Source organism: Pseudomonas sediminis, assembly GCF_002741105.1.
In the GTDB taxonomy this organism is placed as follows: domain Bacteria; phylum Pseudomonadota; class Gammaproteobacteria; order Pseudomonadales; family Pseudomonadaceae; genus Aquipseudomonas; species Aquipseudomonas sediminis.
In genome coordinates, this window is record NZ_NIQU01000006.1 from 1 (window position 1) to 24,221 (window position 24,221).

Genomic DNA, 24,221 nt, shown 5'->3' on the forward strand with positions numbered 1-24,221 from the left:
ACCGCCGAAGGTGTCACCCAGCCAATAGAACAGGGTGTAGAAGTTGTTGAGGATCACGTAGACGAAAGTGATCAGCGTCATGGTCGCCAGGAGGAAAGCGATAAAGCCTTCCTCGAAGTGCTCCCAGCCGCGCCGCAAGGCGTTCATGGCATCTCCGCGAGGTTCTTGTGATTGTCAGGAGTTGGGCGAATCTAACCGAGCCTGGGACGGCGCGATATTCGTCATTGGCAAACGCCGTCTTAGGCGACGGCGAATGAAAGGCCGCTCCGGGTGCGTGGGCCCGGAGCGGCTGTGGGGCTTACGGCTGGTTGGCGGCTTGCGCGGCTTCGATCACGTCGGCGCCGATCTCGGCTTCGAACTTCTTCCAGGCCGGGCGTACGGCGTCACGCCAGGCAGCACGTTGCTCGGGCGTCAGGGTGATGATCTCGCTCTTGCCGGTAGCGACGATGGCCTGACGGGCTTCGGTATTCAGCGCCTCGGCCTGCTTGTTCACCTCGACGGTCACCTCGTCGACGATCTGCTCCAGCTCGCTGCGGATGTCCGCCGGCAGACCGTTCCAGAACTGGGTGTTGGTGATCAGCAGGTAGTTGCCGATGGCATGGTTGGACTCGGTCATGTACTTCTGCACCTCGAAGTACTTCTGCGAGTAGATGTTCGACCAAGGGTTGTCCTGGGCGTTGACCACGCCGGTCTGCAGGCCCTGGTAGATCTCGGCGAAGGCCATCTTGCGCGGCACCGCACGCAGGGCGCTGTATTGCGCGGCCTGCAGATCGGACGGCTGCACGCGGAATTTCTGCCCACGGGCATCGGCCGGCTCGACCAGCGGCTTGTTGGCGGTGAGCTGGCGCATGCCGTTGAGCCAGTAGGCCAGGCCGGTGATGCCCTTGCTCTCCATCGATTTGAGCAGCGCCTTGCCCTTGTCCGAAGACTGGAAGCGCTGCGCGGCAGCGACGTCATCGAACAGGAACATCATGTCGAATAGTTGCAGCTGCTTGGTGTACTGCTCCAGCTTGGACGGTGCCGGCGCCAGCATCTGCACTTCATTGAGCAGCAGGGCTTCCATTTCCTTACCATCGCCATACAGCGAAGAGTTGGCATAGACGTCGACCTTGACCTTGCCGGCCAGGCGCTCCTCCACCAGTTTCTTGAACATCAGCGCGCCCTGACCCTTCGGCGTGCTGTCGGCGGTGATATGGGAAAACTTGATCAAGATCGGATCGGCTGCGTGTGCCGAGAGTGCGCCAAGCAGTGCGCAACCGGCGAGTACACCGGCCAGGCCACGACGGACGAAAGAAAACTTCATGGAAGGCTCCTGTTGTTTTTGTCTGAGCGTCGAGGGAGAAACCCCTTCGATTGGCCCGGACTCTACTCCGCCGTCCCCCCAGGCTGAAATTCACATTTGAACAACCGAGCCTTCGGCATTCACGAAGGCAGCGCAGAACTCTCCCCCGCCAAACCGCTGTTTCTCAGGTGATCGAGCATCTGCTTCGCGGTCAGCGAAAGGTTGTCCTGGTTACGTACCGCCACCTTGAGTTCGCGCCGCGCCCAGGGGTCATGCAGCGGGATCACCCGCACATCGAGCGCCGGCAGGTAGGTACGCACCGCCAGGTCCGGCAACACGCCGACGCCCATGCCGGTGTGGATCATCCGGCAGATGGCTTCGAAGCTGCGTACCTGAATACGCAAGCGCAGGGCCACGCCCTGGCTCTGCGCCGAATGCTGCAGCAGGCCGTGCAGGGACGCGTCCTGCTGCAGGCCGATGAAATCGAAACCCACCGCCTCGCGCAGGAACAGGCCATCGCGCTCGGCCAGGGGATGCTCACGCGGGGTGACCAGCACCAGTTGGTCGTGACGGTAGGTGAACACCTGCAGATCCTCGGCCGGCACATGCCCGGCGAAGATGCCGATATCGGTCAGCCCCTCGCGCACCGCGCGGATGGTTTCGCTGCTGACCCGCTCCTCCAGATCGATCTTCACCTGCGGGTGCAGGCGGCTGAAGCTGGCCAGGTCCTCGGGCAGAAATTCGATCACCGCCGAGGTGTTGGCGTGGATGCGCACATGGCCTTTCACCCCTTCGCTGAACTCGCTGAGGTCGGCGTTGAGCTGCTCGAGGTTGTCCATCATGTTGCGCGCGTGGTGCAGCAGCGCGTGGCCGGCCGGGGTCAGCTCGACGCCCTTGGGCTGGCGATAGAGCAGCGCGATGCCGAGCTGGTTTTCCAGGTCGCTGACGCGCTTGCTCACCGCCGCCAGAGCCAGATGCTCGCGCTCGGCGGCGCGAGTCAGGCTGCGCTCGTCGGCTATGGCGACGAACAGCTTGAGGGTGACGAAATCGATGCGGCGCATGAAGGTCTCCATTTCGTGTCTGGCGAAGCGAGACTGCCAGAAAGCTGATTTACAGCATGCCACTTCGCGATACGCGAAGCCTAGCTTGGCCATTGAGCAATTGTCGGCACCGCGCCGCTGCGCCATTCTGCGCACCACGAGAAACGCACAGGCAAATCGGGTGCAGCCATGACTCAAAACAACACCAGCAACATGGCCCTGCAGGGGCTCAAGGTGATCGAGATGGGCCAGCTCATCGCCGGTCCCTTCGCCAGCAAACTGCTCGGCGAATTCGGCGCCGACGTGATCAAGATCGAGCCGCCTGGCGTCGGCGACCCGCTGCGCAAGTGGCGCAAGATCAAGGACGGCACCTCGCTCTGGTGGCACGTGCAGTCGCGCAACAAGCGCTCGCTGACCCTCGACCTGAAGCAGGCCGAAGCACAGGACATCGTGCGCAAGCTGGTGGCCGAGGCCGACGTGCTGGTGGAGAACTTCCGCCCCGGCACGCTGGAAGGCTGGGGCCTGGGTTATGACGCGCTGAAGGCGATCAACCCGCGACTGATCATGCTGCGCATCTCCGGCTATGGGCAGACCGGCCCCTACCGCGACCTGCCCGGTTTCGGGGTGATCGGCGAAGCCATGGGCGGCCTGCGCCACCTCTCCGGCTACCCCGGCCAGGCGCCGGTGCGCGTCGGTATCAGCATCGGCGACTCGCTGTCTTCGCTGTACGGCGTGATCGGCGTGCTGCTGGCCCTACAGGAGCGTGCGCGCAGTGGCGAAGGCCAGGAAATCGACGTGGCGCTGTACGAGTCGGTATTCGCCATGATGGAAAGCCTGATCCCCGAATACGATGCCTTTGGCTACATCCGCGAGCCAGCCGGCAGCGCCCTGCCCGGCATCACCCCGTCCAACTCCTACCCGTGCAACGATGGCAGCTACGTGCTGATCGCCGGCAATGGCGACAGCATCTACAAGCGCCTGATGAGCCTGATCGGCCGTGACGACCTGGGCAACGACCCGCGCCTGGCGCAGAACGACGGACGCAGCCAGCACGCCGAACTGATCGACGGCGCCATCGCCGAATGGACCGCCCAGCGTGGCCGCGACGAGGTGATCGAAGCGCTCAAGGGCGCGCGCGTGCCGGCCGGCTACCCCTACACCGCCGCCGACATCGTGCAGGACCCGCACTACCTGGCGCGGCAGATGATCGAGCAGGTGCAGACCAGCGTCGGCCCGCTCAAGGTGCCGGGCGTGTTACCCAAGCTCAGCCGCACACCGGGCCGTATCGGCACCGGCGGCCCGCAGCTCGGAGAGCACAACGACGACATTCTCGCCGGGCTTGGCCTGAGCGCGGAACAGGTCGCAGGGCTGCGCGAGCGCGGGATCATCTAACAGCAGCTACCGCTTAGCCCGTAGGGTGTCGCGGGGCCGCCTAGGCCGTGCGCACTACAACAGTTCGTAGGGTGGACAACGCGAAGCTTGTCCACCAAGACAGCAACGCAGCTCAAGCCGGTGCGCACAGCGCACCCTACGCCGCGATTAACCAGGATCATGCCATGAGCAAACGCCTTTACATCCAGGATGTCGCCACCCGTGACGGCTTCCAGATCGAAGCTTCCTTCATCCCCACCGAAGACAAGATCGCCCTGATCGACCGCCTGTCCCACACCGGCCTGGCGAAGATCGAGGTCACCTCCTTCACCTCGCCCAAGGCCATCCCCAACCTGCGCGATGCCGAAGAAGTGATGCGCGGCATCCAGCGCGTGGCCGGCGTGGAGTACACCGTGCTGGTGCCCAACGTGAAGGGTTGCGAGCGCGCACTGTCCTGCGAAGTGGACGAGATCAACCTGGTCATGTCGGCCAGTGACACCCACGGTCTGGCCAACCTGCGCATGACGCCGGAGCAGTCGCTGGCGCAGTTCGCCGAGATCATCGAGGTCAGCCGTGGCAGCGGCGTATTCATCAACGCCTCGCTGTCGACCACCTTCGGTTGCCCCTTCGAGGGCGAGGTGCCCGAGGCCCGCATATACGAGCTGACCGAGCGCCTGCTGGAGATCGGCGTGCAGGGCGTGACCCTCTGCGACACCACCGGCATGGCCGACCCGGCCCAGGTGGAGCGCATCTGTCGCGAGTCGCTGCAGCGCTGGCCCGAAGCAGTATTCACCGCGCATTTCCATAACACCCGCGGCATGGGCCTGGCCAATGCCCTGGCAGCCCTGAACGTCGGTATCGACCGCTTCGACGCCTCCCTTGGCGGCCTCGGTGGCTGCCCTTATGCGCCCGGTGCCAGCGGCAATATCTGCACCGAGGACCTGGTACATATGTTCCAGCGCATGGGTCTGGAGACGGGGGTGAATCTCGACGCCCTGCTCGACGCAGCCGCCACTCTGCCCGGCCTGATCGGCCACGACGTACCCGGCGCAATCCTCAAGGCCGGCAAGTCGGACCGTCGTTATCCCAAGCCCAAGTGGATGCAGGAAGCCGGGCTCTGAGGCTCGGCCGAGACCAAAAAACGCCCGGTGCAAGCACCGGGCGTTTTCGTTTGCAGCGCAACGTCACTGCTGGTTGGAATTCTCCGCCGCCTGGATCAGCTCGGCGCCGATCTCCTTCTCGAATTTCTTCCACACCGGGCGCATGGCTTCACGCCATTCGGCGCGCTGCTGCGGGGTCAGCTCGATGATCTCGGTGGTGCCGGCCTTGGCGATGTCTTGCTTGGCCGTGCGGTTGAGTTCATCAGCCTGCTTGTTCACCTCGACGGAAACCTCGGCCATGACCTTCTCCAGCTCGCTGCGCACGTCATCCGGCAGGCCCTTCCAGAACTTGGTGTTGGTGATCACCATGTAATCGATCAGGCCATGATCGGACTCGGTCATGTACTTCTGCACCTCGTGCACCTTCTGGCTGTAGTAGTTCGACCAGGTGTTCTCGGTGCCGTTGACCACGCCCGTCTGCAGTCCCTGGTAGACCTCGGCGAAACTCATCTTGCGCGGGTTGGCACGGACTGCCTTGAACTGCTCCTCGAGCACCGCCGAGGCCTGCACGCGGAACTTCAGGCCACGGGCATCGGCCGGATCACGCAGCGGTTTGTTGGCCGACATCACCTTCAGGCCGTTGTGCCAGTAGGCCAGGCCGGTGATGTTCTTGTCTTCCATTGAGGTCAGCAGCCCACGACCCTCCGGGCTGGCCTGGAAGCGGTCGACCGCCTCCATGTTGTCGAACAGAAATGGCAGGTCGAAGATCTGCACCGGTTTGGCGTACTGCTCGAACTTGGCCAGCGACGGCGCCAGCATCTGCACGTCGCCGAGCAGCAGCGCCTCCATTTCCTTGCCATCGCCGAACAGCGACGAGTTGGGGTAGACCTCTACCTTAACCCGACCTGGCAGGCGCTCTTCGGCCAGTTGTTTGAACAGCAGTGCGCCTTGTCCCTTGGGCGTGTTGTCCGCCACCACATGGGCGAACTTGATCAGGATGGGCGCATCCGCAGCCTGGGCCAGGCCGGCACAAGAGAAGATGGCAGCGCAGGCGAGCGCCTTGGCGGTGAGTTTGAACATGACGTTACCTCATTGTTTTTGTAGGTCGGTACGTGGGACGAAATGGCCGGCGGCGCAGTGCCGCCGGCCGGTATTCAGGCCGGGCTCTCGCCGGCGCGTTGCAACAAACGACGAGCGCGACCGAGCACCGGGGCGTCGACCATCTGGCCGTCGACCACGAAAACGCCTTCGCCACTGCTGGCCGCTGCCATCACGCGTCGTGCCCAGGCCAGCTCTTCCTCGGCCGGATGCAACGCGCGATGGATGACCTCCACCTGTTTGGGGTGGATGCAGAGCAAACCGTCGAAGCCCATGTCACGGGCATCGCGCGTCGTGCGAGCAAGGCCGTCACGGTCCTCGATGGCGGGGAACACACTGTCCAGCGGCGCCGCCAGGCCTGCCGTGCGCGAGTGCAGCAACAGGGCATAACGAGCCTGATCGAGGATGCGTTCGGCCGCAGCGCTGCCGCTGCTTAGACCAAGGTCCAGCCCCAGGTCGAGCGCGCCAAAGGACAAACGCTCGACGCCTTCCGCGCGGGCGATTTCCGCCAACGCCAACAAGCCCGCCGCACTCTCGATGATCGGCCACACTGGCTTGCCACAGGCAGCCACGCGCACCACCTGCGCGGCACTTTCCACCTTGGGCAGCAGCACACCGACGACACCGGCATGACGGCCGCACAGTTCGATATCGGCGCCATGGCCGGCATGCTCCGGCGCGTTGATGCGCACCAGCAGTCGGGCCTCGGGGTTGGCGGTGAGAAAGCCATCGAGATGGGCGCGGGCCTCGACCTTGAGGCTCTCCTGCACCGCGTCTTCCAGGTCGACGATCACCGCGTCGGCACCGACGGCAAGCGCCTTGGGAATACGCTCCGGTCTACTGGCTGGCACGAACAGCGCGGTACGAATGATGGATGGGCTCATCACACGGCCCCCTGCTGATGCAGACGCTGGATATCGCCAGCGGCGTAGCCCAGCTCGGCGAGCAGCGTATCGGTGTGCTGGCCCAACGCCGGAATGGCGTCCATGCGCGGCTCGAAGGCGTTGTTGCGCCCTGGCGGCAGCAGTGCCGGCAGGCTGCCGCTGGGGCTGTCGACCTGGCGCCAACGCTGGCGCGCTTCGAGTTGAGGGTGAGCCCAGACGCCGGCCATGTCGTTGACCTGGGCATTGGCGATCTGCGCCAGCTCCAGGCGCTCGATCACTTGCGCGGTGCTCATTCGCGAGAAGGCTTCGACGATCAGCGCACGCAGCTCGCTGCGGTTTTCGGAACGTTTGAAGTTGGCGGCAAAGCGCTCGTCACTGGCCAGTTCGGGCTGCTCCAGCACCTTGGCGCAGAACGCCTGCCACTCACGCTCGTTCTGCAGGCCGAGCATCACCGTGCCGCCGTCGCCAGCCGGGAACGGGCCGTATGGGTAGATGGTCGAGTGCGCAGCGCCAGCGCGCGGCGGCGGCGTGGCGCCGTCGTAGGCGTAGTACAGCGGGTACCCCATCCACTCCACCAGGCTTTCCAGCATCGACACATCGACGCGACTACCGACACCGGTCTTGCCGCGCAGCATCAGCGCTGACAGCACGCCGGTATAGGCGTACATGCCGGCAGCGATATCGGCGATGGAGCAGCCGGCCTTTGCCATCTCCTCCTCGCCAGCACCGCCAGTGACAGAGAGAAAGCCGCCCTCGCTCTGGATCAGCAGGTCGTAGGCCTTCTTCTGCTCGTAAGGGCCGCCCTCGCCATAGCCGGAGATGTCGCAGACGATCAGTTGCGGGAAGCGTTCGTGCAGTGCTTCGAACGACAAGCCCATGCGCGCGGCGGCACCCGGTGCAAGGTTCTGCACCAGCACGTCGGCCTTGGCCAGCAGGCTGCCGAGCACCTGCATCGCATCGTCCTGCTTGAGGTCGAGGGTCAGGCTTTCCTTGGAGCGGTTGGTCCAGACGAAATGCGAGGCCAGACCGTCGACGCGCTCGTCATAGCCACGGGCGAAATCGCCACTGCCGGGACGTTCGACCTTGATCACCCGCGCGCCGAGGTCAGCGAGCTGGCGGGTGCAGAACGGCGCAGCGATGGCGTGCTCCAGGCTGACCACGGTGATGCCATCCAGTGGCCGGGGTTGTTGTGCGTTGTTCATGTCCATGTCCTCGGTCAGGCCAGCTGGCTCAGGTCGTCGGTTTCGCGCAGGCGCCAGACCCGCTCGATCAGCACGCCCGCCTCATCGCTGCTGCGCTTGCCGGCGAAGGCCAGCAGGCGGCGGAACTTGTCTTCCAGCTCGACGCGGCTGAGGGTGTTGCCGGGGTCGCCCTTGGGCTCGTCGATGGCACCACGCAGGGTGCGGCCATCGGTGGTGATCACCTCGACGCGACCCAGCCAGCGCTGCGGATAGGCCAAATCGACTTCAGGATCCAGGCGCATCTGCACCTTGTCGCGGAAGGCGGCCACGGCCGGGTCTTGCAGGGCCAGGTTGGCGAACTCGGTCAGTTGCGCACTGCCATGTACGGCGATCAGGCCGAGCACGGTGCCCATGGAAAACTTGGCCTGGTGCACGGTCTGCGGCACCTTCACCCGGCCAAGCACATCGATGGCACCTTGATGCACACGGGCGATGACGCGCTCGATCTGCTCGTGGCGCAGGCCTTCGCGCTGCATCAGGCCAAGCAGTGCGTCAGCCGCCGGGTGGGTGTGCCGGCAGGAGGCGTGAAACTTGAACGAGGTTTCCACCAGCGCCCAGCGCCGACCGAGACGGTCCGAGAGCTTGCTTGGGTCGGCATCGCGGGACATGCCCGCCGCCATGCCCTGCTCGCCTTCGAGAATGTTCTGCGCGCCGGTCAGGCCCTGCTCGGTAAAGTAGGCGGCCAGCAGGCCATCAGCCGCGGCCTTGGCGGTGTGCAGTTGCTTGGAGTCAGCCGCGTCACGCAGGAATTCCCACAAGCCGGCAGCCTGGGTGCCGGCATTGCCGAGCAGGTGGACGAACTGCTGCTGATCGAAGTCCAGCAGCTTGCCCACCGCCACCGCAGCGGCCAGGGTGCCGACGGTGGCCGTGGTGTGGAAGATGCGGTAGTGCGAGCGGCCCAGGAACTCGCCGATGCGAATGCCCGCTTCGTAGCCGGCGACCGAGGCCAGCAGCAGCTCGTGGCCGGACTTGCCGAGATCCTGCGCCGCCGCTAGAGCCGCCGGGAACACCACGGTAGCAGGGTGCAATACCGAGCTGTTGTGCAGGTCGTCCTGCTCTACCAGGTGCGACGATGCGCCGTTGACCAGTGCGGCGAAGTACGCCGAGGTGCCACGACCATTGACCAGGATGCGCGCCGGGCCATCGGCCGGGCCCATCTTCTGCGCATAGGCCTCGAACAGCGGGATAGGCCGCGCGCCTTCGCTGGCCAGGGCCGAACCTAGCCAGTCTAGGAACAGGTCTTCGGTGCGGTCCAGTACGTGCTCGGGAATCTGCTCGTAGGCGAGTTCGGCAAGGAACGCGGCCAGTTGTTGAGTATGTTTGCTCATGGTCGCGGCCTCAGAAGGAACGGGGCAGTTCGAGCAAGTGCTCGGCCACGTAGCTCAGGATCAGGTTGGTGGAGATCGGCGCCACCTGGTACAGGCGGGTTTCGCGGAACTTGCGCTCGACGTCGTATTCGTTGGCGAAACCGAAGCCGCCGTGGGTCTGCAGGCAGGCGTTGGCCGCCTCCCAGCTGGCCTTGGCCGCCAGGTACTTGGCCATGTTCGCCGCTGCCCCAGCGTTGCGCCCGGCGTCGTATTCCTCGCAGGCGCGCCAGCGCATCAGGTCGGCGGCCTCGATCTCGATGTGCGCCTCGGCGATGGGGAACTGCACGCCCTGGTTCTGGCCGATGGGCCGACCGAACACCACGCGATCGCGGGCGTACTGCGCGGACTTCTCGATGAACCAGCGACCATCGCCGATGCACTCGGCAGCGATCAGCGTGCGCTCGGCATTGAGGCCGTCGAGGATGTAGCGGAAGCCCTTGCCCTCTTCGCCGATCAGGCTGCTGGCGGGAATTTCCAGGTTGTCGAAGAACAGCTCGTTGGTCTCGTGGTTGACCATGTTGGCGATCGGCTGCACGGTCAGGCCGTTGCCGATGGCCTCGCGCAGATCGACCAGAAAGATCGACATGCCCTCGGACTTGCGCTGCACCTCGGCCAGCGGCGTGGTGCGCGCCAGCAGGATCATCAGGTCGGAGTGCTGCACGCGGGAGATCCACACCTTCTGTCCGTTGATGACGTACTTGTCGCCTTTCTTGACCGCAGTGGTCTTGATCTTGGTGGTGTCGGTGCCGGTGGTTGGCTCGGTGACGCCCATCGACTGCAGGCGCAGCTCGCCGCTGGCCAGCTTGGGCAGGTAGTAGCGCTTCTGCTCCTCGCTGCCGTTACGCAGCAGGGTGAACATGTTGTACATCTGCCCGTGGATGGTGCCGGAGTTGCCGCCGCAGTGGTTGACCTCCTCGAGGATCACCGAGGCTTCGGCCAGCCCCAGCCCCGAGCCGCCGTATTCTTCCGGGATCATCGCCGACAGCCAGCCGGCTTCGGTCATGGCCGTGACGAAGGCCTCCGGAAAGCCCTTCTCTTCATCGATCTTGCGCCAGTATTCGGCCGGAAACTCCGCGCACAGGGCTCGTACGCCTTCACGGATGGCGTTGAGTTCTTCGTTGTTATAAGCGTTCATCGGTGTCCCTCGGAAATCGCGTCGTGGCACCCGCCGGGCACCCACGAATCAGTGTTTGCAATCAGAAATCAGTCGAACTGCACGTCGGCGCGCTGCGCCAGGCCGGCCTCGTTGCCCGCCCACAGCTCGGCCTGGCCCTCGCCGCTGATGCGCCCGCCCACCTCGAACGGCTGCGGCGCGATCAGCGGACGCAGGCCGCGGTAGGCGAAGCGGCGCAGACGCGCCTGCGGGTTGGCGCGGCAGAAGGCGCGCAGGTTCAGGGTGGCGGTCAGCGGGCCGTGCACCACCAGACCGCTATAGCCTTCGGTTTCGGTGACGTAGGGCCAGTCGTAATGGATGCGGTGGCCGTTGAACGTCACGGCGCTGTAGCGAAACAGCAAGGTGCTGGACGGCGTGACCGCCTCGCGCCAGTCGCCTGCAACCAGCGGCTCGCCACTGCTGGCCTTGGGCGGGCTGGGCTCGCGGTATACGATGTCCTGCTCCTCGCGGATGGCCAGCTGGCCGTCCTGCAGGTAATCGTGCTGCACCGTGACGAACAGCAGCGCGCCGGTACGGCCGTGCTTTTCCTCGATGTGCTTGATGGTCGAAACCCGGCTGGCTTCGCCGCCCACGCGCAGTGGCTGGATGAACTCGACACGACCGCCAGCCCACATGCGATTGCGGTTGTCAGCCGGCGGCAGGAAGCCGCCGCGCGCCGGATGGCCGTCCTCGCCCAAACCGTTCTCGGCGACCGGCTCCTGAAAGAATGCCCAGTGCCATAGCGGCGGCAGCGCCTCGCCATGGGCCGGCGTGGCTTCGCCGAAGGTGGCGGCGATGCGCTTGACCAGATTGCGGCTGAGTTGGTCGTGGACTTCTTCGCTACGACCGATCCAGGCGGAAAAAGCAGAATCACTCATGAGGCAGGTTCCAGCTCGGTTCTTGTGTGAGCTGGAGCATGCGACGCAGCATGCGTTCAGAGAATCCGCATTTATTTAAACCGGCGTTCGGATATGCTTAACACCATATTTCTATATGGGAGGGGCTTTAGCCGCGATGTTTTCCGGGGAAGCCAGGGCGTCGCGGCTAAAGCGGATCGCCGCCCGGCCCCTCCCACAGAAGCAGAGGAACCCATGCATTTCGATCTGCCCGACCTGCGCCTGTTCATCCACATTGCCGAGTCGCCAAGCCTGACCCAGGGCGCGCGCAAGGCGTTTCTCTCGCCGGCCGCCGCCAGTGCGCGGATCAAGGCGCTGGAGGGCCAGCTCGGCAGCCGTCTGCTTTACCGCGACAGCCGTGGCGTCGAGCTGACCCCGGCCGGACAGCGCCTGTTGCAGCATGCGCGGCTGATCATGCGCCAGGTGGATTACCTGAAAAGCGAATTCACCGAGTACGGCACCGATGCCGCCGGGCATATCCGCATCTTCGCCAACACCACGGCAGTGACCGAATTTCTCCCCGAGGTGCTGGCCGGTTTTCTTGCCGAACGTCCCGGCGTCACCGTCGACCTGCAGGAGCGCCTGAGCCGCGATATCGTCCGTGGCGTGCTCGATGGCGCGGCGGATCTCGGCATCATCGCCGGCCCGGTGCAGGCGCCGGGTTTGCAGGTGCTGCACTTCAGCACCGACCGCCTGGTGCTGGCCGTGCCACTGGGCCATACGCTGGCGCAGCGGCAATCGGTGAGTTTCAACGACACGCTCGCTTACCAGCACATCGGCCTGCATGAAGGCAGCACCTTGCTGAGTTTCTTGCGCGAACAGGTGGAAAAGCTCGGCGGCAACCTGGCCCTGCGTATCCAGGTCTCGAGCTTCGAGGCGATCTGTCGGATGATCGAAGGCGGCGTAGGTATCGGCATCATCCCCGAATCGGCCGCGCGCCGGCACAGCCGCACCATGCAGCTGGCGATCCTGCAGCTGGACGAAGCCTGGGCGGTGCGCGAGCGCAGCATGCTGGTACGTGAGCTGGATGCACTACCGGGCAGCGTACGTGCGCTGATCGACCGGCTGAACCAGGGCGTCTAGCGCCAGGCGAAATTCCGGGCAAAAAAAAGGGCGACCAATTGGTCGCCCGCCCATTCAAGGCATTCCTCGAAAGGAATGCGGAAACGCTTGCACCCAAATCACGCAGGATGATCGGGACGGCCTCAGTGTCGCCGCCGGTGCCTGCCCTGCCTATTGCACCAAGGTCGTAGGGCACGTGACCAATGGCGGGCCATACTCCGGCAACATTTCGCCGGCCATGGAGACGCCATGAACACCGAGCACCTCGCCCTGTTGCAGCAGGCGCCAGCCAGCACTCACGACGATGACACCTGGGCCAGGCTGTGCTGCGAACAAGCCCTGCTGGCACTCGAAGAAGGCTGTTATGCGGTCGGCGCGCTGCTGGTGGATGGCGCAGGTGAATTGCTGTGCAGCGCTCGCAACCGGGTCTTCACATCGGCCTACGCCAGCGCCGCCCACGCCGAGATGCAGGTGCTCGACCAGCTCGAAAGCGAGCATGCGCAAGTCGACCGCCGAGGTCTGACACTCTACGTCAGCCTCGAACCCTGCCTGATGTGCTACGGCCGTATCCTGCTGGCCGGCATCACCCGCGTGCGCTATCTGGCACGCGACCGCGACGGCGGCTTCGCCCTGCGTCACGGCCGCCTGCCTCCGGCATGGGCCAATCTCGCTTCCGGTTTGTGCGTGGTGCAGGCCAAGGTCGATCCCTACTGGCTCGACCTGGCCGAGCAACTGATCGAGCGCCTGCAAGACCGACGAGCCATGCGCGAGCGCGTGCTCGCGGCCTGGCGCGGCGGTCGTTGAAAACCGCAGGGGGCGCCGTACGCACCAAAAATCGCAGACATCAGCCTGGGCTAGCGGAGCGTTGGTGCGCGCGGCGCACCCTACGTCTATTCCTTGCCCAACCCGTGCTGCCGTAGCTTGTTGGCGATGGTGGTGTGGGAAACGCCGAGGCGCTTGCCCAACTGACGGCTGCTCGGGTGATCACGGAACAACCGCTCCAGCACCGCCTTCTCGAAGCGGCCGAGAATATCGTCGAGGCTGCCTTCCACCGAAAACTCGCCCAGCGGCTGTGGCGCACCGTAATCCGGCAGGCGGATATGCTCGGCCTTTACCGTGCCGCCGTCGCACAACGAAACCGCCTGGAACAGCACGTTCTCCAACTGCCGCACGTTGCCCGGCCAGTGGTAATGGGCCATGCGCTCGAAGGCCTGCGGCGCCAGCTTTGGCAGTGCGCAGCCGATCTGCCGGCTGGCGGAATCGAGAAAGTGCTCGACCAGCGGCGCCAGACCGTCGAGGCATTCGCGCAGCGGCGGGATATGCAGGCTGAGCACATTGAGGCGGTGGTAGAGATCCTGACGAAACTCGCCGTGGGCGCAGAGTTCGGACAGGTCGACCTGCGTGGCGCAGATCACCCGTACGTCCAGATACACCTCCTCGTCGCTGCCGACACGGCGGAAGCAGCCATCCTGCAGAAAGCGCAGCAACTTGGCCTGCAGACGCGGGCTCATCTCGCCGACGCCGTCGAGAAACAACGTGCCGCCAGCAGTCAGTTCCAGCAGGCCGAGTTTGCCTTCCGGCCGCGCGCCCTCGAAGGCGCCGGGGCCGTAGCCGAACAGCTCGGTCTCGGCCATGGACTCGGGCAGGCCGGCGCAGTTGAGCGCCATGAACGGCGACTGCCCACGCGGGCTGGCCAGGTGACAAGCGCGCGCCAGCAATTCCTTGCCGGTGCCGGTTTCACCCTCGATCAGCAGCGGCGCATCCAGCGGCGCCATGCGCCGCGCTTCCTTGACCACCGCCGCCATCACTTTGGAGCTCTGGAAGATCGAGTCGAAGCCGCGCAGCTCCTGTTTGCGCACGTGGTAGATGCGCTCACCGACGCGATCGGCGCGGTGCAGGGTCAGCACCGCACCAGCCAACGCTTCGCTGTCGTCGTGTTCATTCTGTAGCGGGGCGATATCGGCGAGAAACACATCGCCCTTGATCTTCACCCGCAGGCCGTTGATGCGCGTCTTGTTGGCGCGCACCAGCTCCGGCAGGTCGAAGTCTTCGGCGTAGCGCGACAAGGCCATGCCCGGCACCTCGTCCACGCGCACGCCGAGCAACTGCGCGGCGCTGCGGTTGGCGGCGACGATACTGCCGCCCATGTCGATGGACAGCACAGGGAAGTCCAGTGCACCAAGCAACGCATTGAGCTCCAGGTGACGCCGTTCGCTGGGCATCAGCCCCACGCGTTTGACGCCGAATACGCCGGCAATGGCCTCGAACTTCGGCCTCAACGACTGAAACTGCAGATTGATCAGATTCGGACAGTGCAGGTAGATGGCGTTGCCCTGCTCGCCCCCGACTTCGCCACGGGCGACGTTGATGCCGTAGTCGACCAGCAGGTTGAGGATGTCACGCAGGATGCCGACACGGTTCTGGCAGTGGACCTTGATACGCATGGCTCAGGCTCTTGTTGTTATGGCCGCCGCCAGGTCGCTGAAATCGACGATGGCAGCATAATTTCCGTCAAGAATATGTGACAGTTAAACACAGCAGCAAGCCGATAAATCGCCATTCCGCCAATATCGTAATCAAAAGTTTACAGATTCCCCGGCTAATCCTGAGCCGCGCTGCTTCTGGCCACCGTTTCAACCTGAGCAATCAGCGGCATGCTCGGGTCAAGACAAGAACAACAGCCCCCTGAAGGAGGCAGCGATGAAGAGTACGCAGTACCTGGCCCGGGAACCGGACGAGAGTGGCTTTATCCATTACCCGGAAAGCGAGCATCAGGTGTGGAATACCCTGATCACCCGCCAACTGGAAGTGATCGAGAATCGCGCCTGCCAGGAATACCTGGACGGTATCGAGCAACTCGGCCTGCCCATGGAGCGCATTCCGCAGCTCGACGAGATCAACCGTGTGCTCGAAGCCAGCACCGGCTGGCGCGTGGCTCGGGTGCCGGCGCTGATCCCGTTCCAGACCTTCTTCGAGCTGCTGGCCAGCAAGCAGTTTCCCGTCGCCACCTTTATCCGCACGCCCGAGGAGCTGGACTACCTGAAGGAACCGGACATCTTCCACGAGATATTCGGCCACTGCCCAATGCTCACCAACCCCTGGTTCGCCGAATTCACCCACACCTACGGCAAGCTCGGCCTTCAGGCCACGAAAGAGCAGCGCGTCTATCTGGCGCGGCTGTACTGGCTGACCATCGAATTCGGCCTGCTCGACACTCCGCAGGGCCGGCGCATCTACGGCGGCGGCATCCTCTCCTCGCCGAAGGAAACTCTCTACGCCCTGTCCGACGCCCCCGAGCACCAGCCCTTCGATGCGCTGGAAGCGATGCGCACGCCGTATCGCATCGATATCCTGCAGCCGGTGTACTTCGTCCTGCCCGAGCTCAAGCGCCTGTTCGAGTTGGCTCAGGAAGACATCATGGCGCTGGTGCATCAGGCCATGGCGCTCGGCCTGCACGCGCCGAAATTTCCGCCGAAAGCCGCGTAGCCTTTTGGCTCCCTCGCCCATTCATTGGCGAGGGAGCTGTTCGATACCTCTTACCTTCTATGCTCTGACCTCTAATCCTCAAGGAGCCTGAAATGACCAGCCTTGCCCAAGCCCAATGCGAAGCCTGCCGCGCCGATGCGCCGAAAGTGACCGATGAAGAACTGGCCGAGCTGATCCGCGAGATCCCCGACTGGAACATCGAGGTGCGTGGCGACCATATGGAGCTGGAGCGCGTGTACCTGTTCAAGAACTTTCGCCATGCCCTAGCCTTCACCAACGCCGTTGGCGCCATCGCCGAGGAAGTGGGTCACCATCCGGCGCTGCTCACCGAATGGGGCAAGGTCACCGTCACCTGGTGGAGCCACGAAATGCGCGGCCTGCACCGCAACGACTTCATCATGGCCGCGCGCACCGACGTGCTGGCTGCCAGCGCCGAGGGCCGCAAGTGAGCTATTTCGCCCAAGTCGCCCGCGTGCCGGGCGATCCCATCCTCAGCCTGATGGAAGCCTATCGGCTCGACAGTAACCCGGCGCGCCTGGACCTGGGCGTCGGCGTCTACAAGGACGCCCAGGGCCTGACGCCGATCCCGCGTGCGGTGAAACTGGCCGAGCAGCGCCTGATCGACCTTGAACAGACCAAGACCTACATCGGCGGCCATGGCGACGCCGCGTTCGGCACGCTGCTCAGCCAACTGGTGCTGGGTGCGGGCTCGGCACTGCTCGCCGAGCAGCGCGCCGGCGCAACGCAAACACCAGGTGGCACCGGCGCCCTGCGTCTGGCGGGTGATTTCATTCGTCACTGCCTGCCGGGGCGCGGTATCTGGCTGAGCGATCCAACCTGGCCGATCCATGAAACCCTGTTTGCCGAAGCCGGGCTCAAGGTCGGCCACTACCCCTACGTCGGCGCCGACAATCGCCTCGACGTGGAAGCCATGATCGCCGCCCTCACCCACCTGCCCAAGGGCGACGTGGTACTGCTGCATGCCTGCTGCCACAACCCCACCGGTTTCGACCTTACCCCGCGCGACTGGAAACGCGTGCTGGAGGTGGTCAAGGCACGTGAGCTGCTCCCGCTGATCGACTTCGCCTACCAGGGCTTCGGTGATGGCCTGGAAGAAGACGCCTGGGCCGTGCGCCTGTTCGCCGCCGAGTTGCCGGAGCTGCTGATCACCAGCTCCTGCTCGAAGAACTTCGGCCTCTATCGCGAACGCACCGGTGCCCTGATCGTCTGCGCCAGCGACGCCGAGAAGCTCGTCGACATTCGCAGTCAGCTGGCCTCCATCGCCCGCAACCTGTGGTCGACGCCGCCTGCCCACGGCGCGGCGGTAGTGGCGCAGATACTCGGCGACGACGAGCTGAAAGGCCTCTGGCTGGACGAACTGGACGGCATGCGCCTGCGCGTCGCCAGCCTGCGTCGCGGCCTGGTCGAAGCACTTGCGCCGCACGGTTTGAACGAGCGTTTCGCGCATATCGCCGAACAGCGCGGCATGTTCTCCTACACCGGCTTGTCGCCGCTGCAGGTGCAACGTCTGCGCGAAGAGTTCAGCGTGTACATGGTCGGCAGTGGCCGCGCCAACGTCGCGGGGCTGGATGCCAGCCGGCTGGATCAACTGGCCAGCGCCATCGCTCGGGTCTGCGTGAACTGAGTCAGCAGGCGGCTGGTCTTAGAGCCTGTTTACGATCTCGCGAGCTAGAGCGATACAAGGCAAAAACAAGCGAGGAAGCGCAGTTTACGAGCGGTAAATGAGCATTCCGACCGGGCTGGCGCTCCAGCTTGTTTTTAACGCAGTAGCGCCGACGCGCAGCAGATCGTAAACAGGTTCTTAGAGACCGCCGCCTGCCAGCTTCACAGCTATAGTGCGGTCATCGCCATTCACGACGGATTCGCCAATGGCCGTACCCAGCAACATTCTTTTTCGCGCCTACCAGCGCATCATCCACAGCCTGGCGTTCTATCCGACGCTGATCGCCATCGGCTTTTTCCTGCTGTGTCTGCTGACCATGGCCGCGGAATACCAACCATGGATGATGGCGTTCAAGGATCACGTCGATCTCGGCCTGGTAAGCAATGCAGACAATGCCAGGCTGATCCTCGGCACGCTGGTCACGGGTATTCTGTCATTGATGGTGTTCAGTTTCTCGATGGTCATGGTGGTGCTCAACAACGCAGCCGCATCGCTGTCACCACGGGTGATTCCCGGCCTGGTCAGCAATAAGGGGCACCAGAAAACCCTGGGGTTCTACCTCGGCACCATCCTCTACGCGCTGCTGCTGATCACCACCATCGAGCAGGGCAACAATGAGCGGATACCCAGCCTCGGTGTGCTGATCACCCTGGCACTCGGGATAACCTGCCTGGGCCTGTTCGTGCACTTCATCCGCTCGATTTCGCAGTCGATTCAGGTCGAGCACATCCTCGGTAACCTCTACAGCACCAGCCTGGAAAAGCTCGACGCCTGCGGTGGCAGTCCAGCTTCGCGCGACGCCGCGCCCCAGTGGCCGGATGACAGTGAGTGGATCACTGTGCACGCGCAGCGCAACGGCTACTTCAAGGAGCTCAACGTCAAGGAGGTCAACACGCTGCTGCAGCGCCATCAGATACGGATGACAGTCCTTGCCCACCGCGGTTTCTTCGTCAGCGAGGGGCATCCGCTGTTTCGCCTGGAGCGTCCACTGGACGAGGGAGCCTGCCAGCAACTGCTCGATTGCTTCGACTTTTTCATCGAGGAGTACGCCAGCAGCCATTACTTCTTCGGCTGTCGGCAGATGTCAGAGATCGCCGTGAAGGCGCTGAGCCCCGGCATCAACGATCCAGGCACGGCAATCAAGACCGTGGACCTGCTCAGCGTACTGTTGAGCAGACGCCTGGCGCTGTCCGAACGAGATTTCGCCAGCCTGCCCGACGAGCCACCGCGGCTGTGCTACCAGGAGCTGTCGCTGGACCAGCTACTGCTGCAACTGCTGGGTCCGATACGCACCTATGGCGCCGCCGATGTCTCTGTGCTGGTCAGCCTGCTGCAGGCCTTCAAGAACCTGCTGCATCGCCCTGCCAGCTGCCAGCAACGCGCCGACCTTCTGCGCCATGCACGCAGCGTACGCGACACTGCCGAGCGCCATTTGCGCGAGCGGCGTGATCGCGAGGAAATCAACGATTTCATCACTCGCATCAATCGCGCGTTGCAGGACTCGGATCAGCCGCTGGCGCCCCTGCAGATCGCGAACGAGGCACCATGATGGTGCCAAGTTTGCCGCCAAAAAAATTGCATGACCGTTCATCAGTAAAAATAATCTTTAAAAATCAAATAGATAAAAACGAAACGCAAAAAACATGGCGTACTTCATGCTTGCTATCAGGGGCACAGTTCCCTAGGGTAGTTTGCATGTGGTCCCTGATTGCCCCCATCAGTTCGTTGCTGAGCGGGGTCGCGTTACTCCTGCTTGGCAATGGTCTGCTCAACACCCTCCTGACCCTGCGTGGCGTCGCCGAAGGCTACTCCACCACGATGCTCGGACTGATCATGTCCGGGTACTTCGTCGGGTTCCTCCTCGGTACCTGGCTGGCGACTCCGCTGGTCAAACGTATCGGGCACATTCGCGCGTTCGCCTGTTGTGCCGCTCTGGCCGCCATCGCCGCCCTGCTCCATCTGCTGCTGATAAATCCCTGGGTCTGGCTGGGCCTACGGGTGCTCTACGGCCTGGGGCTGGTGACGCTGTACATGGTCATCGAGAGCTGGCTCAACGCCCAGGCGCCCAACGAGAAGCGCGGCCAGGTGTTCGCCGTGTACATGGCGGTCAACCTTGGCGCCCTGGCGCTGGCCCAGCAGTTGCTGCACCTGGCCGACCCGGTGCGGTTCACCCTGTTCGCCATCGCAGCCATCCTCATCAGCGCTGCGCTGATGCCCATTACCCTGACCCGTCAGGCACAGCCGAGTCTGCCGGAAACGCCGCCGACCAACCTGCGCCAACTGTGGAATATCGCACCGCTGGCGATAGTCGCCGCCGGGCTTTCCGGCCTGGCCATGGGCGGTTTCTGGGGCATGGCGCCTGTCTACGCCAGCCTGGCCGGCTTCGATACCTCCGGCGTCGGCCTGCTGATGACGGCGACCATTCTCGGCGGCGCCCTGCTGCAATGGCCCATCGGTATCTACTCGGATCGTCACGACCGGCGCCAGGTACTGCTCTGGGTGGTGATACTGGCAGTCGCCCTGGCGCTGATCATGAGCCTGCTGCCGGCCGGTCCGCTGCTGCTCGGCGCCATCTTCATCTGGGGTGGCTTGGCCTTCGCCATCTACCCCATCGCCGTGGCGCAGCTGATCGACCAGTTGCACAGCGACGAGATTCTTTCCGGCTCCGCCAGTTTGCTGATGGTCAACGGCATCGGCTCGGTGTGCGGCCCGCTGCTGGCTGGCGTGCTGATGGAGCAACTGGGCGCCAGCGCACTGCCACTGTACTTCGCCTGCACCCTCGGCCTGCTGGCCGCCTACACCTTTTACCGGCTGCGCCATGTCAGCGATCTGGTCAGCGGCGACGCCGCGCACTTCACGCCCATGCTGCGTACCAGCCCTACAGTGCTGGAGCTGATGCCCGATGCACCGCCCCATGATTCGACGGAGGAGACGACAACTCAGTCCTGAAGTCATAGAACCTGTTCAAAGACTCGCGAAGCAGTCTTGGGACAGGTTCTTAAAGGCTGTTTCGGCAAGGCCTTGAGCCTACCCCAAGCAGCCAGAAACCCGGCCCCTCGGCCGCGCGCATTCGCGCCGAGCCGCAGCGGCCACTTCTGGAGAAACAACGATGCTATTAGCTACCGACCTGGATGGAACCTTTCTCGCTGGCGACCCCGAAGATCGCCTGAGCCTCTATCAGACCATCGCCGCCCACCCCGAAATCAAGCTCGCCTACGTCACCGGGCGCAGCCTGGAAGCGGTGCTGCCGCTGCTGGCCGACCCAACGTTGCCGCAGCCGGACTACATCATCGCCGACGTCGGCGCGACCCTGGTGCATGGCGACAGCCTGCAACCGATCCAGCAGCTGCAGAGCGTGGTGGATGCCCGCTGGCCCGGCGAAACCCAGGTAGCCAGCGCCATCGAGCCGTTCGGTCTGGAGCGCCAGGACGTGCCACAGGCGCGTCGCTGCTCCTACTTCTGCACGCCCGAACAGGCGGCCAACCCGGCACTACGCGAGATCGCCGATGAGCTGGGTTGCGACCTGCTGTACTCCGCCGAGCTGTACCTGGATTTCCTGCCCAAGGGCGTGAACAAGGGCAGCAGCCTGCAGGCCCTGGCCGACTGGCTGGAGCTGAGCCACGATCAGGTGCTGGCCGCTGGCGACACGCTCAATGACCTGTCCATGCTCAGCTCCAGCTTCCATGGCGTGTGCGTCGGCGAATCGGAAACCGCATTGCTGGAAGCCACCAACCACCATTCACGCACCCTGCACGCCGAGCGTCCGGGCTGCGGCGGCATCCTCGAAGCCTTTGCCCACTTCGGCTTCCTCGGCGAGCACGGTATCGCCGCCGAACGCCGCCAGGCCGCGCAACCGGGCAAGGCCGAGCTGGTGATGGTCTATCACCGCCTGCCCTATGAGGAATACCGCAACGCGGCCGGCAAGCTGCAGCGCCGCCGCCCCACTTCGCCCAACGGCATCATTCCCACTCTGCTCAGCTTCTTCGGCGACGGCCGACCCGGCTCCTGGGTCGCCTGGGCTGTGCATGAGGATGGCGACGAACCGTTCGACAGCCACACCACCGTGGACGCCGAGCGCTACCCCAAGCTCACCGCTGCGCGGGTCAAGCTGAGCAAGGAAGAAGTCGACATCTTCTACAAGCGCTTCTCCAAGGAAGCCTTCTGGCCGACCCTGCACACCTTCTGGGAACGCGCCACCTTCAACGAGGACGACTGGCAGGTATTCCTCAAGGTCAACCGCGCCTTCGCCGAACGCACCGCGCTGGAGGCAGCCGAAGGCGCCATCGTCTGGCTGCACGACTACAACCTGTGGATGGTGCCGGCCTACCTGCGCGAGCTGCGCCCGGACCTGCGCATCGCCTTCTTCCACCACACCTACTTCCCCTCGGCCGACGTGTTCAACGTGTTGCCGTGGCGCCGGCAGATCATCGGCAGCCTGCTGCAGTGCGACTACATCGGCTTCCACATTCCACGCCAGGTGGAGAACTTCGTCGACGTCGCCCGTGGCGTGTTCCCGCTGAAAACCCTGGAGCGGCAGAACTGCGCGCCGCGCTTCATCACTTACGGTTGCGCCGTGGGCCTGGAGCGCATGACCACCGAACTGGACACCGGCACCCGTCAGGTCAAGCTCGGCGCACACCCGGTCGGGCTCGACATAGACCGCGTGCGAGGCGCCCTGGAGGCGCCGAAGATCAAGGAGCTGATGGGTCAACTGCGTGAGGAAATGAAAGGCGTGAAGCTGATCCTCTCGGTAGAGCGCCTCGACTACACCAAAGGCATTCTGGAAAAGCTCAACGCCTACGAGCGCCTGCTGGCTGATAACCCCGAACTGATCGGCAAGGTTACCTTGGTCACCGTGTGCGTACCGGCGGCCAAGGAGATGACCGTCTACAACGAGCTGCAAAGCCAGATCGAGCAGGCGGTCGGCCGTATCAACGGCCGCTTCGCACGCATTGGCTGGACGCCGCTGCAGTTCTTCTTCCGCAGCCTGCCCTTCGAGGAGGTCAGCGCCTGGTACGCCATGGCCGACGTCATGTGGATCACCCCGTTACGTGACGGCCTCAACCTGGTGGCCAAGGAGTTCGTCGCAGCGCAGGGCTTGCTCGGCGGACGTGGCGTGCTGGTGCTGTCGGAGTTCGCCGGTGCCGCAGCCGAGCTCAAGGGCGCGCTGCTGACCAACCCGCATGATCCGGCCGACCTGGCGCAGACCTGCTACCTGGCGCTGAACCTGCCCAAAAGCGAGGCCCAGGCGCGCCTGCGCGAGCTGTTCGATATCGTCTGCTACAACGACATTCGCCGCTGGGGCGAGGAGTTCCTGGCGGGCGTGCAAGTGCAGGAAGAACCCAAGCCGCTGACGTTGGTGAGCTGAGAAAGCCCTTCGCGGCTGAAGCGGAATACCGCCCAGCCGCTCCTACGGCCTAACTGGTCTGGTAGGAGCGGCTTCAGCCGCGAAGGCGCAGCCTCGTTTCCCCGGATTTCATCCGGGCTACGTTTGCCGAGAAATTCGCCGTCAACCTTCCTGGCTATCGACCACGCAGTTGATCATCCATGGCACACCGAAACGGTCAGTGAGCATGGCGAATTGGGTCGCCCAGAAGGTAGCCTGCAACTCCATCTGCACCTCGCCACCAGCCGACAGTGCCTCATATAGGCGCTCGGCCTCCGGCACGTTGTCCACCTGCAGGGAAATCGAGCAACCCTTGATGCCCTCGTGCGGATACTGCGGGATGGTGTCCGACGCCATCAGGATCTGGTCACCCGCCGTCAGGCACACGTGCATCACCCGGTCATGAAACTCCGGCGGCACCTCGCCGGCATCCGGGCTTTCACCGAAGCGCATCAGTTCCAGCTTGCCGCCCAGTAGCTCGGCGTAGAAATTGAAGGCTTGCTCGCACTGGCCATCGAACATCAGATAGGCATGAATCTTCATCGCTACTCTCCTTGATTTTCACTGCTCATGCGTGCGCGGATACGTTCTTCCTGCTCACGCAACTCGGGGGTGAATTCGGCGCCGAAATCCTCGGCCTCGAAGATCTGTCGAATCTCGATATCGGATTCGCCAGGCATGGGGTTGGGGCAACGCTTGACCCAGTCGATGCAGGCCTGCAGCGACTCGACCTGAAAGATCCAGAAGCCGGCTACCAACTCCTTGGTCTCCATGAACGGGCCATCAATCACCGTGCGCTGCGCCCCGGAGAACCTCACCCGGGCGCCCCTGGAACTGGGGTGAAGACCTTCGGCAGCCTGAATCACGCCAGCGGCTGCCAGCTCTTCGTTGTAACGGCCCATGGCCGTCAGCAGCTCTTCGCTGGGCATCACACCGGCTTCGGAATCGGCTGTCGCTTTGACAATCACCATGAAACGCATCGCCTTTCTCCTTGTTCGAGTCGAAGTCGCGCGCAGGGTGTCTCCCTACGGCTGACAGTGAACCCAGGGCGGGGTTCTATGCAGTAGTCGAACGAGTGAAGAAAGAATCGACAGGCGCTAGGAATATTTTCGTCGGGTCGCCTGATACGACCCGCGGCAGGGATAGAGTGCGCGGCGCTTCAAGGAACGCG

Annotated in this window: 21 protein-coding genes and 1 pseudogene; 10 read left to right on the forward strand and 12 right to left on the reverse strand. The window is 64.0% G+C overall.

The annotated features are described in order from the left end of the window. From CDO35_RS15100 to CDO35_RS15110, 3 genes and pseudogenes are all read right to left on the reverse strand, one after another. Positions 1 to 147, reverse strand: a pseudogene (locus CDO35_RS15100) (C4-dicarboxylate ABC transporter); the annotation flags it as partial. Between the two features lie 151 nt (positions 148 to 298). Further along, the gene (locus tag CDO35_RS15105) at positions 299 to 1,303 is read right to left on the reverse strand and encodes a TRAP transporter substrate-binding protein (RefSeq protein WP_099525526.1); all 1,005 of its coding nucleotides are present in this window, start codon (positions 1,301 to 1,303) and stop codon (positions 299 to 301) included. A 119-nt stretch (positions 1,304 to 1,422) separates the two neighbouring features. Continuing rightward, entirely contained in the window at positions 1,423 to 2,343 is a 921-nt protein-coding gene (locus tag CDO35_RS15110; RefSeq protein WP_099525527.1) for a LysR family transcriptional regulator, read from the reverse strand. A gap of 168 nt (positions 2,344 to 2,511) precedes the next feature. Here CDO35_RS15110 and CDO35_RS15115 point away from each other — a divergent pair, with 168 nt between their 5' ends. Together CDO35_RS15115 and CDO35_RS15120 are read left to right on the forward strand one after the other, a co-directional pair. Continuing rightward, the gene (locus CDO35_RS15115; protein ID WP_099525528.1) at positions 2,512 to 3,714 is read left to right on the forward strand and encodes a CaiB/BaiF CoA transferase family protein; all 1,203 of its coding nucleotides are present in this window, start codon (positions 2,512 to 2,514) and stop codon (positions 3,712 to 3,714) included. A 164-nt stretch (positions 3,715 to 3,878) separates the two neighbouring features. Continuing rightward, a complete protein-coding gene (locus CDO35_RS15120) occupies positions 3,879 to 4,814 on the forward strand; it encodes a hydroxymethylglutaryl-CoA lyase (RefSeq protein ID WP_099525529.1) in 936 nt (311 codons plus the stop codon). A gap of 63 nt (positions 4,815 to 4,877) precedes the next feature. On the opposite strand, the gene CDO35_RS15125 is transcribed toward CDO35_RS15120, so the two are convergent. From CDO35_RS15125 to CDO35_RS15150, 6 genes are all read right to left on the reverse strand, one after another. After that, entirely contained in the window at positions 4,878 to 5,873 is a 996-nt protein-coding gene (locus tag CDO35_RS15125) for a TRAP transporter substrate-binding protein (RefSeq protein WP_099525530.1), read from the reverse strand. Positions 5,874 to 5,947: 74 nt separating this feature from the next. After that, entirely contained in the window at positions 5,948 to 6,775 is an 828-nt protein-coding gene (locus CDO35_RS15130) for an HpcH/HpaI aldolase/citrate lyase family protein (RefSeq protein ID WP_099525531.1), read from the reverse strand. Further along, positions 6,775 to 7,977, reverse strand: coding sequence for a CaiB/BaiF CoA transferase family protein (locus tag CDO35_RS15135; protein WP_099525532.1), 1,203 nt, complete (start codon positions 7,975 to 7,977; stop codon positions 6,775 to 6,777). Before CDO35_RS15135 ends, CDO35_RS15130 begins: the two co-directional genes overlap by 1 nt. Before the next feature lie 14 nt (positions 7,978 to 7,991). Continuing rightward, entirely contained in the window at positions 7,992 to 9,344 is a 1,353-nt protein-coding gene (locus CDO35_RS15140) for an MmgE/PrpD family protein (RefSeq protein ID WP_099525533.1), read from the reverse strand. Positions 9,345 to 9,354: 10 nt separating this feature from the next. After that, positions 9,355 to 10,518 carry an acyl-CoA dehydrogenase family protein gene (locus tag CDO35_RS15145; protein WP_074918923.1) on the reverse strand — a complete coding sequence of 388 codons (1,164 nt, stop codon included), beginning with the start codon at positions 10,516 to 10,518 and terminating at the stop codon, positions 9,355 to 9,357. 68 nt (positions 10,519 to 10,586) lie between these two features. Beyond that, positions 10,587 to 11,414: an HTD2 family dehydratase gene (locus CDO35_RS15150; RefSeq protein ID WP_099525534.1), complete on the reverse strand. Its 828-nt coding sequence runs from the start codon at positions 11,412 to 11,414 to the stop codon at positions 10,587 to 10,589. 213 nt (positions 11,415 to 11,627) lie between these two features. On the opposite strand from CDO35_RS15150, the gene CDO35_RS15155 reads away from it, so the two are divergent. Beyond that, positions 11,628 to 12,515, forward strand: a complete 888-nt coding sequence (locus tag CDO35_RS15155; protein ID WP_099525535.1) for a LysR family transcriptional regulator — start codon at positions 11,628 to 11,630, stop codon at positions 12,513 to 12,515. A 228-nt stretch (positions 12,516 to 12,743) separates the two neighbouring features. After that, positions 12,744 to 13,298 (forward strand): nucleoside deaminase, encoded by a 555-nt coding sequence (locus CDO35_RS15160; RefSeq protein WP_099525536.1) that lies wholly within the window; start codon positions 12,744 to 12,746, stop codon positions 13,296 to 13,298. Between the two features lie 86 nt (positions 13,299 to 13,384). Here CDO35_RS15160 and CDO35_RS15165 read toward each other — a convergent pair whose 3' ends face one another. Beyond that, the gene (locus CDO35_RS15165) at positions 13,385 to 14,938 is read right to left on the reverse strand and encodes a sigma-54-dependent phenylalanine hydroxylase transcriptional regulator PhhR (RefSeq protein ID WP_017362120.1); all 1,554 of its coding nucleotides are present in this window, start codon (positions 14,936 to 14,938) and stop codon (positions 13,385 to 13,387) included. Between the two features lie 256 nt (positions 14,939 to 15,194). Between CDO35_RS15165 and phhA the strand changes: the two genes are divergently transcribed. The 6 genes from phhA to ggpS all read left to right on the forward strand — a co-directional run bounded on the left by phhA (position 15,195) and on the right by ggpS (position 23,032). Next, positions 15,195 to 15,980 carry a phenylalanine 4-monooxygenase gene (gene phhA / locus CDO35_RS15170; protein WP_099525537.1) on the forward strand — a complete coding sequence of 262 codons (786 nt, stop codon included), beginning with the start codon at positions 15,195 to 15,197 and terminating at the stop codon, positions 15,978 to 15,980. Between the two features lie 92 nt (positions 15,981 to 16,072). Then, positions 16,073 to 16,429 (forward strand): 4a-hydroxytetrahydrobiopterin dehydratase, encoded by a 357-nt coding sequence (locus CDO35_RS15175; RefSeq protein WP_072426265.1) that lies wholly within the window; start codon positions 16,073 to 16,075, stop codon positions 16,427 to 16,429. Continuing rightward, positions 16,426 to 17,625, forward strand: coding sequence for an amino acid aminotransferase (locus CDO35_RS15180; protein WP_099525538.1), 1,200 nt, complete (start codon positions 16,426 to 16,428; stop codon positions 17,623 to 17,625). The genes CDO35_RS15175 and CDO35_RS15180 overlap by 4 nt, the downstream gene beginning before the upstream one ends. Before the next feature lie 244 nt (positions 17,626 to 17,869). Next, entirely contained in the window at positions 17,870 to 19,213 is a 1,344-nt protein-coding gene (locus CDO35_RS15185) for a DUF2254 domain-containing protein (RefSeq protein ID WP_099525539.1), read from the forward strand. Between the two features lie 146 nt (positions 19,214 to 19,359). After that, the gene (locus CDO35_RS15190) at positions 19,360 to 20,613 is read left to right on the forward strand and encodes an MFS transporter (protein WP_099525540.1); all 1,254 of its coding nucleotides are present in this window, start codon (positions 19,360 to 19,362) and stop codon (positions 20,611 to 20,613) included. A 160-nt stretch (positions 20,614 to 20,773) separates the two neighbouring features. Continuing rightward, a complete protein-coding gene (gene ggpS, locus CDO35_RS15195; RefSeq protein ID WP_099525541.1) occupies positions 20,774 to 23,032 on the forward strand; it encodes a glucosylglycerol-phosphate synthase in 2,259 nt (752 codons plus the stop codon). 141 nt (positions 23,033 to 23,173) lie between these two features. On the opposite strand, the gene CDO35_RS15200 is transcribed toward ggpS, so the two are convergent. Together CDO35_RS15200 and CDO35_RS15205 are read right to left on the reverse strand one after the other, a co-directional pair. Beyond that, a complete protein-coding gene (locus CDO35_RS15200; RefSeq protein WP_099525542.1) occupies positions 23,174 to 23,593 on the reverse strand; it encodes a VOC family protein in 420 nt (139 codons plus the stop codon). Positions 23,594 to 23,595: 2 nt separating this feature from the next. After that, positions 23,596 to 24,030, reverse strand: a complete 435-nt coding sequence (locus CDO35_RS15205) for a YciI family protein (protein WP_099525543.1) — start codon at positions 24,028 to 24,030, stop codon at positions 23,596 to 23,598. Positions 24,031 to 24,221: the final 191 nt, after the last annotated feature.